Source organism: Pseudoalteromonas maricaloris (assembly GCF_024746855.1).
Classification (GTDB): Bacteria; Pseudomonadota; Gammaproteobacteria; order Enterobacterales; family Alteromonadaceae; genus Pseudoalteromonas; species Pseudoalteromonas maricaloris.
Window position 1 is genome coordinate 996,559 of record NZ_CP024625.1, and the last position, 12,478, is coordinate 1,009,036.

11 protein-coding genes are annotated in these 12,478 nt (G+C 44.9%); 5 read left to right on the forward strand and 6 right to left on the reverse strand.

The annotated features are described in order from the left end of the window. Window positions 1-118: 118 nt before the first annotated feature. Window positions 119-1,591: an alpha/beta hydrolase gene (locus CTT31_RS04185; protein ID WP_260492029.1), complete on the reverse strand. Its 1,473-nt coding sequence runs from the start codon at window positions 1,589-1,591 to the stop codon at window positions 119-121. A 146-nt stretch (window positions 1,592-1,737) separates the two neighbouring features. Here CTT31_RS04185 and CTT31_RS04190 point away from each other — a divergent pair, with 146 nt between their 5' ends. Then, window positions 1,738-3,261 (forward strand): LytR/AlgR family response regulator transcription factor, encoded by a 1,524-nt coding sequence (locus tag CTT31_RS04190; protein ID WP_260492030.1) that lies wholly within the window; start codon window positions 1,738-1,740, stop codon window positions 3,259-3,261. A 14-nt stretch (window positions 3,262-3,275) separates the two neighbouring features. Here the strand turns inward: CTT31_RS04190 and CTT31_RS04195 are convergent, their stop codons facing one another. Together CTT31_RS04195 and CTT31_RS04200 are read right to left on the reverse strand one after the other, a co-directional pair. Continuing rightward, a complete protein-coding gene (locus CTT31_RS04195) occupies window positions 3,276-3,707 on the reverse strand; it encodes a hypothetical protein (RefSeq protein ID WP_039492036.1) in 432 nt (143 codons plus the stop codon). 105 nt (window positions 3,708-3,812) lie between these two features. Next, on the reverse strand, window positions 3,813-4,718 hold the full coding sequence (locus CTT31_RS04200) for a LysR family transcriptional regulator (RefSeq protein WP_260492031.1): 906 nt from the start codon (window positions 4,716-4,718) through the stop codon (window positions 3,813-3,815). Window positions 4,719-4,876: 158 nt separating this feature from the next. On the opposite strand from CTT31_RS04200, the gene CTT31_RS04205 reads away from it, so the two are divergent. From CTT31_RS04205 to CTT31_RS04220, 4 genes are all read left to right on the forward strand, one after another. Then, window positions 4,877-5,569: a type 1 glutamine amidotransferase domain-containing protein gene (locus CTT31_RS04205; RefSeq protein WP_260492032.1), complete on the forward strand. Its 693-nt coding sequence runs from the start codon at window positions 4,877-4,879 to the stop codon at window positions 5,567-5,569. Window positions 5,570-5,593: 24 nt separating this feature from the next. Further along, complete coding sequence (locus CTT31_RS04210) at window positions 5,594-6,655, forward strand: NADP-dependent oxidoreductase (RefSeq protein WP_260492399.1); 1,062 nt, start codon at window positions 5,594-5,596, stop codon at window positions 6,653-6,655. A 23-nt stretch (window positions 6,656-6,678) separates the two neighbouring features. Beyond that, entirely contained in the window at window positions 6,679-7,287 is a 609-nt protein-coding gene (locus tag CTT31_RS04215) for a glutathione S-transferase family protein (protein WP_260492033.1), read from the forward strand. 368 nt (window positions 7,288-7,655) lie between these two features. Further along, on the forward strand, window positions 7,656-8,321 hold the full coding sequence (locus CTT31_RS04220; protein WP_260492034.1) for a DUF5034 domain-containing protein: 666 nt from the start codon (window positions 7,656-7,658) through the stop codon (window positions 8,319-8,321). Between the two features lie 24 nt (window positions 8,322-8,345). Here CTT31_RS04220 and CTT31_RS04225 read toward each other — a convergent pair whose 3' ends face one another. The 3 genes from CTT31_RS04225 to CTT31_RS04235 all read right to left on the reverse strand — a co-directional run bounded on the left by CTT31_RS04225 (window position 8,346) and on the right by CTT31_RS04235 (window position 12,469). Then, a complete protein-coding gene (locus tag CTT31_RS04225; RefSeq protein WP_260492035.1) occupies window positions 8,346-10,007 on the reverse strand; it encodes a Na/Pi cotransporter family protein in 1,662 nt (553 codons plus the stop codon). A 48-nt stretch (window positions 10,008-10,055) separates the two neighbouring features. Further along, window positions 10,056-11,108 (reverse strand): helix-turn-helix domain-containing protein, encoded by a 1,053-nt coding sequence (locus tag CTT31_RS04230; RefSeq protein ID WP_260492036.1) that lies wholly within the window; start codon window positions 11,106-11,108, stop codon window positions 10,056-10,058. Window positions 11,109-11,227: 119 nt separating this feature from the next. Continuing rightward, window positions 11,228-12,469, reverse strand: a complete 1,242-nt coding sequence (locus CTT31_RS04235) for an esterase/lipase family protein (RefSeq protein WP_211859367.1) — start codon at window positions 12,467-12,469, stop codon at window positions 11,228-11,230. Window positions 12,470-12,478: the final 9 nt, after the last annotated feature.

Consider the following 12,478-nt stretch of genomic DNA (forward strand, 5'->3'; position numbering starts at 1 on the left):
ATGTAAGAGGCCAAAAGCCTAATTATACTCAAGCTTGTGGGCAATCAACAACTTTGTTGATGATTGCCCACTCAAAGTGAATTGCTTTTTCAATTCACTTTGAGCCGCTTTTTTCGAATTATGGTGCTGACAGCGCAAGTTTTGGCAGCGGTAGTTGGATTGATTCTGCACTGACGGGTTTTCCGCTTAAGAATGTTTGCATTCTGGCGAGCACTAAGGGTGAGCTTGTATAAAGGTTGTGGCCCGCATTGTTGACCATAATCTGGGTCAAATTTGTAAGTCCTCTCACAGCTTCAAGTTGTTCTTCTGGATACGTTCTACCGTCTAGACTCCCTGTAAACAATAAAGTTGGGATGCTGGATTGGGGAGCGGCTCTAAAATTATCACCTAAGTCTAGTTTTTTATCTATCAAGTGAAGTGTTGGCATTGGAAAATTAAGCTTGTCGCCAAGCAAGGCTGTTGACGTTTGGGTTGTCACTTTTGCAAGGCGTTTAGCGGTGATCCCTGAAGCCACATCCATCGCCAGCGGCATCAGTTTGAATGTAATGGGCTCATCGGTAAACATTCCACGCTGTAAAACATGCTTTAACAGCTCGGTATTGCCGTTATCTAAACCTAAATAAACGTGAATTAGCATGGCAAGATATTGGTTAGGGTCGGCAATCATCATGCTAGCTAACGACTGAATATGATGCTTTTGAAATAACATGGGTGTTTTTGAGCCGTCTTTTTGTGTAATTTGAAGTGCAATAGGCTGTTGCTCAAGTTTACTGTGCACTCGGCGCATCAAAGCGGGTAGATCCGAAACTTGTTGTTTAAGCGCTTGCTGATTGATAATTCCTTGAACTCTTTCAAAGTATTGATCGGTTTGATGAGGTAGTTTAACGGTCTGATTGAGCCCTTCAGCACTGGCGATAATTACTTTGTCAAGATGCGCTGGCATCGCTTTTATGGCACTGAGTGCCAGATGGCTGCCGTAAGAGATCCCCCAAAGTGATACTTTGTCAGCTTTTAGGTGTTTTCGTAAGTCGTTTATATCTAGCGCGTTCTGCTCGGTATTATAACCATATATATCAATGTCTTGAGACTTCCATTGAGTAAAGCATTGTAATGCAGCTTTGCGGTAACGGTCTGCAATTTGCGCTTCAGTGGTAACAGCATTAAGCGCAATGTGTTCACTAGACACGCAAGGAGTAGTTTGCTCTGACTGGCCCGTACCTCTTTGGTCTAGCGCAATAACATCACCAAACTCTCTTAGTGCTTGAAATAACGGAAATCTTCGCCACTTGGCAGTCGCGATCCCTGAACCGCCGGGGCCACCAGATAAATACACGATAGGTGAACCTTTATTGCTACTGGTTGCAGGAAAGCGCACATAGTTGATTCTAATTTTGTTGCTTTTGGGGTTATTCCTGTTTTCAGGCACCCAGAGGTGCCCAGCTATGGCATTCGTTGTTTCCCCACTGTTGGCTTGAAACTCGATTTGTTGCTCATTGCTGTACAGCACTTGCTTATCGCCGCCGTTCTCAGCGTTTACGTATAAGCAAGTGAATAAGCTTAACGCGGCTATTAATGTGTGTGTTGATCGCATAGTATTACTCCTTAATAGTTTGTTTTTATTGAATACCATGGCAACTTTATGGGGTAGCGAACTTCTATGAGAGGCAGATATTTATTGGCTTGTAGGCTCAGCGGTAGTAAAAGGCCGACGAACGGTTAAAGGAAAAGCGGCAGAGTGTGAATATTAATCTTGTACTTTATTTAGTGATGGCTGTGTGTTGCTCGGGCGCTCTAGGTAAGGCTTATGCCAGCCAACCTTTGTTGCCATTTTCTTATGATCAAGCCGTAACGGTTTGCCCATGGTCAGTCTCGCCAAAAGAAATTCCACAGTTTACTGAGCCGCAATGTCACCGAGCTAAGTTATCTGAGGTTGATCCGCAAAATCGGGCTGTTTGGGTGTTAATCGAATTTGAGCGAGCGAAATTAGCCTCAATACCAAGGCCCGTAGGGTTGTATTTATTCGCTAAATCATCAAGCGAAGTCTTTTTAAATGGTAGTAAGGTGGGGAGCAGCGGCTTTCCTGCCGTAGATAAAACTGAGCAAATAGGCAAAATGGACAGCGTATTTTATTTGCCAGACTCACTTATAAAGAAAAGCAATCAACTGGTGTTTGGTCTATCTGCGCAGCATAGCCTTATTTCATTAGGATACCCAATACATTTTGTTGGGATAGGGCAATTTGGCGATCCTAAGCAATATATTCAATCATTTAGTGGCTTGGGCCTGATTCTGGTTGGTGCCTTTTTGTTGGGCGCGTTGTACTTTATAAGTCTGAGCCTTGGTCGTTATGGCAATACAAGCGTTCGGATATTTTCCGCACTGTGCCTGCTTGCAGCAATGCAGCTCAGTGCTGAAATATCGCGAGGATTAGTTGACTATGGCTATATATGGCATGATATTCGACTGTTGACTGTGACGGCGTTGTCGTTTTTATTTGGCACTTTGTTGCTTGTATATAGCTCCTTAAAAGTCGCAGAAAAGCACGCTCTTCACTGGGTTTATATTGGTACTATTGTCACGCTTATTGTTATTATTTTTGCTCCAGGCTTTGATGCTAAAACCACTGCAGGAGTCTTTGTGCCATTACTCGTTAGCTTAGTTCAGCTAGGCTATGGTTGGCGATGCGCGAAACACAATAATTTAGCGACTTGGTTTGTGGTGCAGTTATTGGTGGCAGCAACCGTGCTCTTTGTTGCATCAAGCTTTCACGAAATTATTCACTTTGTGATCATTGCAGTCTTGCTAGTCTACCTTTTCATTCGTCAAGCTAAAGAGTTTCGTGCTCAGCAAGTGCAGCTGAGCAGTGACCAAGCTCAAATTTCCAAGCTTGAGTTTAAACTCGCGCAGAATAAACAGCTTCAGTCTCCTTCTAAGCTGGAAGTCAGTATTGCAGGTAAAACTGACTATGTTGTGCTCACGGATATTGCGTTTTGCAAAGCTGCAGGGGACTACGTTGAGCTGCATATGAAAGACACCACGCAGAAGCTGTTTACAGGCTCACTAAAACAACTCGAACTTACTTTGCCCTCTATTTTTGTAAAAACACATCGTTCTTATTTAACTAATCTAAATGAAGTGGTGTCATTAGAAAGTGATAATAATCAAAGCAACTTGAAATTAACCAATGGAGCAAGTGTTCCCGTCAGTCGTCGGCTTGTCCCGTCGGTTAGGGCGACGCTTAAAGCGTCTAATAAACCCTAAGCGCAGCTGATCTTTTAAATTGGGTTTTGCAGAGCTGAAATTAAATACATCGCTCCGTTTGGCTCTATATGGCCATCGCAGTTGCCGCTTTCTATTTGAGTGGTGCTCAATGCGGCTTGACCATCGGTTGGTAAATAAAGCGCTTTTGATACGCGTCTGCAGCTCTTTGATTGGATAGTTTGCTGTTCGACGATAAGAATATGTGCACCGCCTATCACGTAAGCGTTGGGAATGTTGGTTTGGGCTAGGTAGGCGACTTTACAGGCTCTATCGTTACTGAAACCGTTTGCTATTATTTCTTTTGAAGCAGGGGTTGAAACGGTAATAACACAATTTTCACCAATGGATACAGAGTATTGTCCCAGTTGCCACTCTGCTGCTACACCGCCTTGTGCAGCCGCTAAATTATTTATGCCGATCGTTGCTATAAGTGCTAAATATTTCATGAAAGCTTCCTCACATATCCTCATTAATCCTTTGATGGTCACTCAACATCAGTATCTCACCCAGCAGCTGAAAGTTACTAGGTTAAATACACAATTGGTTGGGGCTTACGCTTCAACCAATTGGCGCTGAAAATACCCTTTTAGAAAATCGAGAAGTAATCGCACTTTTTTAGAGTTGGCATTGCCTTCTGGGAAAACGCCATAAACATGTATGTCTGGCAGCGTGTAATCTTCTAATACAGGCACTAAAGTACCGGCTTGTATTTTTGGTAACGCATCGTAAGTCGGAATTCGTCCAAGACCGTGACCTCCCTCAACAAAAGCGGTGCGTGCCGCTGCATTGTTGGTGCTTATATCGCCTTTCATCGTGATGCTATAAGCCCGAGCCCCTTTACTTAATGTGAGTGCGCCCGATGTCAGCTTGTAAATCACCCATTGATGCTGGTAGAGATCGGTAGGGTGTTTGGGGACACCATACTTTTGCAAATAGTCTGGCGATGCGCATAGACAGGTTTTTAGCACTGAAAGTTTACTGGCTTGCAAACCTGAATCGGGAAGTGGGGCGCCTCGAATGGCCAGATCAATCCCTTCTTTGATGATATTGACGACTTCATCTGTAAGCATGATATCGAGCTGAATTTTTGGATACATAGCTCTAAATTCATTGAGTGCAGGCACTATGGTTTGCAGGCCAACGTTAACAGGGCAGGTAAGTTTTATTAGGCCGATAGGCTCTTTCTTTAAATTCTCAATTTGCTGGTTTGCAGCAAAGGCTTGCTCTGCAATCACACGGCAGCGCTGATAATATTCACGGCCTGCCTCTGTAAGTGAAATGGTGCGAGTCGAGCGATTGAGCAATTTTATGCCTAACTGTGACTCCAGTTTTTTAACATGGTAGCTCACTACTGCACGAGACAAGTTTAAATGCCTGGCGGCGCCGCTGAAGGTGCCTTGCTCAATAACTTGGGCAAAAACGACCATGCTTTTAAGTTGCTCAAACGAAATGTCCACACATTACTCCACTGGCTGAGATAAATTGATTGTATCAATTGTTTGAACAAAGAGTTAGCTTTTGTCTGCATTGTTTAACTTGTCTTAAGCTCATACTTTTATATTTATCCGCAGGCTAAATAGCCTGAAGTTTTAAGAAAGAATGAGAGGTAACTTTGATGACAGCAAAGAAAATTTTAATGGTGCTAACGTCACATGCAGAACTTGGCAAGACAGGTGAGAAAACAGGATTTTGGATTGAAGAGTTTGCCGCACCTTACTATGCCTTTGTAGATGCAGGGGTAGAAGTAACGCTTGCTTCACCAAAAGGTGGTCAGCCGCCAATTGACCCAAAAAGTGAACAGCCCGATTTCCAAACCGACAGTACTAAACGCTATTTTGATGATCAAAAAACGCAGGATCGGGTGGCAAATACGGTGCCACTGGCTGAGGTGAGCGCGGCAGATTTTGACGCTGTGTTTTATCCTGGCGGTCACGGACCATTATGGGATTTAGCAACAGATGCCAATTCAATCCAATTGATAAGCGCCTTTTTAGCAGCAGATAAACCAGTTGGTACGGTATGCCATGCAACCGCTGTGCTGATGGATGTAAAAACCACGTCGGGTGAGTATCTGGTAAAAGGTAAAGTGGTGTCTGGTTTTACGAATAGTGAAGAGGAGGCCGTTGGGCTAACTGATGTCGTGCCATTTTTATTAGAAGATGAGCTGGTTAAACGAGGTGCAGATTTCCAAAAAGTGGATGACTGGAATGTGTTTGCTGTTAGAGATGGCTTAATTTTTACAGGGCAGAATCCAGCAAGCTCTGAACTTGTCGCTGAGAAAATGCTGACGTACCTAAACCAGCTGTAACCTGCTTATTAAAAGGAATAAATGATGAGTAATGCAATAAACCAAACTCAAAACGCACAAACGAATCGTCGCATTACCTTAGCGTCACGCCCACATGGTGCACCAAGGCAAGAAAATTTCAATTATGAAGAAGCACAGATCCCAACGCCGAAAGAGGGGGAAGTGCTCCTTCGTACCGTCTTTTTGTCGTTAGATCCATACATGCGTGGCCGTATGAGCGATGCAAAATCTTACGCTGAGCCGGTTGCTATCGGTGAAGCGATGGTAGGTGGCACAGTATCCCGAGTTGAAGCGTCAAATAACCCTAAATTCGCCAAAGGTGACTGGGTACTCGCGATGAGCGGCTGGCAAGACTACAGCGTTTCGGATGGCACTGGCTTACTTAAGTTAGACAACAATTTACCCAACCCATCATATAGCTTGGGCGTGTTAGGGATGCCAGGCCTTACCGCCTACATGGGACTGATGGATATCGGTCAGCCAAAAGCTGGAGAAACGGTAGTCGTTGCCGCAGCAACAGGTGCTGTAGGTAGCCTTGTTGGACAAATAGCAAAACTGCAAGGCTGTAGAGTAATAGGCATCGCTGGTGGCGCCGAAAAATGCAGTTACGCTACCGAGACACTTGGTTTTGATGCCTGCCTTGATCATCGCAAGGACGATCTCGCTGAGCAGTTAGCACAGGCATGCCCATCAGGAATTGACGTCTATTTTGAAAATGTGGGTGGTAAGGTGTTCGATGCAGTTATGCCATTGCTTAACTCAAGTGCCCGGGTTCCACTATGTGGGTTGATCTCTCAATATAATGCCACTGAGTTGCCATCGGGGCCTGATCGTATGTCGATGCTAATGGCGACACTGCTGATTAAGCGAGTGAAAATGCAAGGCTTTATTGTATTCGACGACTATGGACATAGATACAACGAGTTCAGCGAAGCCATGCTGCCATGGTTAAACGCGGGCAAGATTAAGTACAAAGAGCACTTAGTCGAGGGGATGGATAACACAGTCGAGGCATTTATTGGCTTATTGGAAGGTAAAAACTTCGGCAAACTTGTCGTGCGCTTAGGTCCAGACGAACTCGTATAATTATATTTATCAGGAAAAATTAGATGTTAACTGTTCACCACTTAAACGAATCACGCTCGACAAGAGTACTTTGGCTTTTACATGAACTCGACATGCCTTATGACCTTGTTGAGCACCAGCGAAACTCTGAAACGCGCCTTGCGCCTGAAAGCCTAAAACAGGTGCATCCGCTTGGGAAAGCGCCTGTGCTGGTCGATGACAACCTAGTTTTATGTGAGTCTGGAGCCATTATGGAGTATTTGCTCGACAAGGCAGAAGACAGTCGTTTGCGACCAGATGTGGGGACTCCTGAATACTATCAATATCAAGAATGGTTGCACTTTGCTGAGGGGTCATTGGCGCTGCCGGTGATAGCAACTTTGATGATGAAGATGGAGAAACGTACAGGCGATAAACCAATGGATGGTTACATTGCTAAAGAAGTCAATGTCGACTTTTCTTATATAGATGCCACACTCGCCAAGCAAAGCTATTTTGCAGGCAACGACTTTACCGCCGCCGATATTATGATGACGGTGATGCTAGAAATCGCAGACAAAGTCGGTTTGCTCACAGCGCATGGCAATATCAAGGCTTATCTTGAAAAAGTGCAAGCTCGCGGTGCATATCAAGCTGCACGAAGTCACGGTTAGCCTGTTTAAAAGCCAGAGGTTTGCTCTGGCTTTTGCAAAAGTTACTTTCGCACGCCGACTTCCCCTACCTAAGATCGCGCCGTCAACATGTCTGCTTTTACATTTTTTTGCCGTTTAATAAGGTGCCAGTCACCGAATTTCGAATCAATTCATAGCAGTGCCTTTCACTGCGTGTTTGGTTAATCTCCTAAAGCAGAAGTTATATAAAATATTAGCACTCTACCTCTTTTTATCCCTACACTGGCTAAGTCGAATTAAACTCGGTTTTTACAAGAACATTTAATAACAAACTAAGCAGGTTTAACACTGTATTTTCTTCTTGGTTGGACTCAAAATAGAGACGTTACTCAGCTGGAAAAGGAGCCAGAATGAAAGCAAAATTGGTATTTGCAAGCGCAGTATTAGCGGTAGGGTTAGTGGGGTGTAATAGCGACAGTAGTGGCCCTGATGATGGTCAATGTGGTGGTGTTGGCAACTCAAGGTTTGATATAACCGGCTTTAACCTCGGTGAATTTAGCGCTGATCAGGTAGATGAGTGGGTTAACACTGAATATGATGGCGTTGAACCTATTTCGTATCAAACACTCGTATTTCAGCTTAAAGCTGATACGCAGTCTGTAGCGCAGTTAAGCGCACCGAGCTTTGAGTTTTCTTTAATTAGCACCGCTTATGCCTGTTCACCTGTTCCTCCCTATACCGATGAAAAAATTACGGATATAAATATTACCTCTAGCGCTGCGTTTAGTGACGAGTTTCCGGCAGGTTCAAGCTTAAATGAGGTGTTTGACATCGTGTATATCGGTTCTGATTACTCAAATCAGGTTGATTATCGTAGGCTGGATAATGGTGAAAATGACTACTTTTCAATATCTGAATTTTTAGATATGGAAGATAAAAAAGCGAGCGAATTTATCCAGTTTGCACTGAATAGTGAGCCCACTTACAAACAGAACCATGTATTTTATATTGAAATTTCACTGGATACCGGCGAGCAATTTTCGCTTGAATCTCAAGAGCTCAGTTTTACCGAGTAATACTAAAAGTATCGCACCACAGCGCTAAGCTGTGGTGCTGTGTTCACTGCTTTGAATGCTTGATTGAGGTAGCTCTAGCTGCGCTTCAATGGCATGGATCAGCAACATCGCTTTATGCCACTGCTGTGAAAGTTGCCACATTTCCGCTAGTGTATTGATATTGCTTACCATCTTATCTATCGCCAGTGACGCGTGAGTACCTGCTAGAATTAAGTCGTCTTTCACATCGTCATGTAAACGTTGTAATGCCTCTTGCGCCAGCAACAGCTCAGTAGGTGTTACGTTTTGCCCGTGTAAGCTGGTTTTCATGAAGTGGCTAAGTTGGGCTTGGTATTCATTCAATTGTGCATGCAAGTCATGATGCTCTGCGAGTTGCTTATATGGAGCGTGTTCCGTTAATTGTTCTACACAGTGACTACAAGTAAACAAATATTGCTCAATACGCATGAGTTTAGCGAGTAGTGAGGTGGTCTGTGATGATAATGCTGATTGCTCTACCGACACAATAAAAAGGCTAATTTGTTGACATAGAGATTGAACTGCATGGAGTGCCTGTTCAACCGCGAGTTTATCGGTCGGGAGTAGGCATTTATCAAATTGGGCCAACACCTTATCTGCAACGAGTTTGGACTCAAGCAATAACGCATTGATTGCAAGCTCTGGCGTTTGGGCGATGGTATTATCTAAAAAGCGTGGCCTCGAAGCCGTCTCCTCGGCACTGCAAAAACGTTTCATTAAAAAGCCAGCAAGCCTGTCATTGAGTGGAAAGATGAGTAGCACGCCCAAAATATTAAACAAAGTATGAAAAAGTGCCAATGACAACGCAGGATCAGCAGTGACGCCGAAAAGCGCGGTAAAATGGTTGATGAGATAAAACAACGCAGGTAACACCGCGAAAGCGACCATCGCGGTGAATACATTAAATATGACCTGAGCCGCCGCGACGCGTTTAGCATTAGCTGTTGCGCCAATGGATGCCAGCATAGATGTTGACGTGGTGCCGACGTTTGCGCCGATGACCATCGCGCCTGCGGCATATAATCCAATCATGCCACTAGCAGCGGCGGTAATGGTCAAGGCGATGGAAGCACTGGAGGATTGAGTGAGGGTTGTCATCACCATACCCACCAGCAAAAAGGTCAACATGCCGTTTATTCCCTCTGCGGTAAATTGGCTTAAATCAAAAGCAGCGACAATATGCTCAAATGCACCTTTGAGAATATCAATACCGATAAAAAATAGCCCAAAACCAACCAAGGCCATGCCTGCCGACGCCAGTCGCGAACGAGGAAGTAGTAACTTCATCAAGGCACCAATGCCTATCAAGGGGAGTGCGATAGCTTGGATATTAAATTTAAATCCAAATCCAACCGCGGCTACCAACCAGCCAGTGATGGTGGTGCCAACATTGGCGCCATAGACAATACCAAGCGCCTGATGCATGGTAATAAGACCGGCATTTACAAAGCCCAAAGAGGCCACGGTAACCGCGCTGGATGACTGCACTAAGGCTGTCATGCAAAAGCCAGATGCAATACCGCGCTGAGGGGTTTTGGTCCACACTCCAAGCACTCGGCGCAGTGACGAGCCAGCCGCTAGTTTCAGGCCGTCTGTCATCATACTTATCGCAACTAAAAATATCCCCAAACCGCCGAGTAGCGTTCCTGCAAGTTGAAGTGTTTCCATATCCCTTCCACGTATTACATTTTTACTCTGTTTGCTTGTTGCACAATATCACTTTTGTTGTGCTTTGCTTTGTTTAACGTCAACTTTTACCGTTGAACTCAAACTCTGCAGAAATTGCATAGGCGTTACGCCGTTCCACGACTTAAACGCACGAATAAAACTACGCTCATCTGAAAACTGTAGCGTATGCGCCACCTCATACAAACTACTGCCTTGAGTCAGTCGCAGTTTGGCCTGCTTGTTCTGTACGTTATTTTTGAGTTGCCTAAAACTGGTTTGGTACTCAGCGAGCCTTCGTCTTAATGTTGCCGGACTGATATTGAGCTTGTCAGCCATTTGTTCTTGGCACAGTATTCCCGCGTTAAGCTCACTATAGACTTTGTCGAGCAAGTTAGCATGGTCGTTGATCGACTGCTGGTGATGGAGTGTGTTTGCGAGTGAATGATAAATGGTATTGAGCGCTAGATGCTCTAGCTTCGCCAAATCTAATGATTGATTCGTTTCTTGGTATTGATAGGTGAGTAAGTAGCGATTGCTTAAGGGTTTAATGGGAATGTGGGTGATAACCGAGTTTAGCAGCGAGTTTGAGTCACTTTTGGTCTGCACTTGTGAGAGTTGAACTTGGGTGGTTTCGGCGCACACATATTTTACGAGGCCATGGATCAATATCAGCATGCTATCTAACATACAGCGAGAAAATTGCGCGTCAGCGGCCGTGGCATAGTCAAAGGCCGCATCATCAATTATATAACTCACTTGAGTGTGTGATACTTCGCAGAAATTGTAGGTCCCCGCGTGGATAAAGTTATAGCCACGGGCAAGCTCTTGTAATAACTGAGTAATGGTACGGCAATGGCGCAGGCTACTGAATACAAATTCGTTGGTGCCAGGCAGAAGCTTTTTGCGGTTAAGGTTTAGACTTTCGTCATTGAGCTCGACAGCACAGTGTTCCATCACGCGCATAAACTCAATGGCATCTAGGGCGTCAATGGCTTTATTGATAGCCAAATACTGGGCAACCGCAGCAAATTCCAGTTTTGCTGCGGTGAGTGTGTGCTGCATCAATTGCACGTAGCAAGGTGCAATAGCGGTGTTTGACATAAATACGTAAGCTCATCCTGTCACTCTCAACAATTCAGTTAATCAACATCAACTCAAGATAGCAATAGTTTTGCGTTGCAACTTTAGTGCAGTATTTTGTCACCACCCGCCGAGGGGGGCTAGGGAGCACTTAACCAATTTTTGATTTGGTTGATTGCACTGGGTTCCCAGCCAAGCTCTAGGTGGTTGGTAGCCACAACCGCTGAGCCCGCTAAGTTACTTATTCCGGTGCTATCGATGCAGCTACTGATAAATACAACGCCATCAGAAGGGCCGGTATGTTCATTGTGAATAAATGCCATATCGGCCTGATCGCCGCAAAGATTATAAACTTGAACGCTGCTGTCGGTGCCAGCGCTACGAACTTGGTCTACCAGTGAGTTGACCGTAAACGTTGCAATACCTCGACCTTTGCTCACAAACCCTAAGCCACCGTAGTAAGTGGTGTACCAATCTTGCTCTGTGGTGGGGAGTGCATATTTATCATCTAGTGCTTTTAGCATCTGCGCGGAGCCGGGAAAATAAGGCGAGTCGTAAACCCACTCGGAACTTGAATACCATAGGCCAAAACATAATATTTGATCATGCGCGGTAGGCCCATTTATGCTGCCGCCACATTGCGAATAAGCACCATAGGTATGATTAACGCCGTGACGAAATGACCAATCAATACCGTTGTTGGGGGCGCCGAGCATCACCAGTTTACGTACGTCACTGTTGAATTTAGTGCTCCAAGCATTGGTCAAAGAAGAAATATACATGCGGGCATTAAACGCGCTTTTTGACCAAGTGACTAAATCGACTTGCGTTGCCCCCGTCTTATTTTTAACCTGAACGATGGCATTGGCTATCTGCTCCGCCCAGATAAAGCCATCGCCATTTTTATGCGCCAGATTTAAGGCAAAGACTTTGTAATCATCACTGGCAAGCGCTTGCATTAAGCCTTGCGAAGGGCAGTTTTGTCGACCACAGCCGTAACTACCGGCCTCGTTTGGATTTGCCCAAGCCAAATCAGCATCTTGATTGGCACCGTGGATCAGCAACACCGGTGTTTGGCGGCTGTTACTATCCCAACCCGGTGCATGATAAAGCAGAAATTGCGCAGAGCTTGGTTGGCTAGATGCAAAGAAAGTAGCACGCTGACCTGATTGATCGCCACGGCCGTCAGCAGGAAAGCTTTCATTGCCGATATGCCCTGAGCTATCTCGCCACCTTTCAATCTTTTGCCAGCCATTGTTAATACCTGTGGTATAGGTGGCTTCAAGTGTCGCTGATGCATGCGCTAAACCACTTGCTGCGAGTGAGATAAAAGCGAGCAATCCATAAGTGTGAGTGCGCAAAGTCGTGTTTGTGTTTTTCATATTTTTATC

Bases quoted from the DNA above. Each gene is read 5' to 3' on its own strand.
- CTT31_RS04185 (WP_260492029.1), bottom strand. From the start codon at position 1,591: ATGCGATCAACACACACATTAATAGCCGCGTTAAGCTTATTCACTTGC.
- CTT31_RS04195 (WP_039492036.1), bottom strand. From the start codon at position 3,707: ATGAAATATTTAGCACTTATAGCAACGATCGGCATAAATAATTTAGCG.
- CTT31_RS04205 (WP_260492032.1), top strand. From the start codon at position 4,877: ATGACAGCAAAGAAAATTTTAATGGTGCTAACGTCACATGCAGAACTT.
- CTT31_RS04210 (WP_260492399.1), top strand. From the start codon at position 5,594: ATGAGTAATGCAATAAACCAAACTCAAAACGCACAAACGAATCGTCGC.
- CTT31_RS04215 (WP_260492033.1), top strand. From the start codon at position 6,679: ATGTTAACTGTTCACCACTTAAACGAATCACGCTCGACAAGAGTACTT.
- CTT31_RS04220 (WP_260492034.1), top strand. From the start codon at position 7,656: ATGAAAGCAAAATTGGTATTTGCAAGCGCAGTATTAGCGGTAGGGTTA.
- CTT31_RS04225 (WP_260492035.1), bottom strand. From the start codon at position 10,007: ATGGAAACACTTCAACTTGCAGGAACGCTACTCGGCGGTTTGGGGATA.
- CTT31_RS04230 (WP_260492036.1), bottom strand. From the start codon at position 11,108: ATGTCAAACACCGCTATTGCACCTTGCTACGTGCAATTGATGCAGCAC.
- CTT31_RS04235 (WP_211859367.1), bottom strand. From the start codon at position 12,469: ATGAAAAACACAAACACGACTTTGCGCACTCACACTTATGGATTGCTC.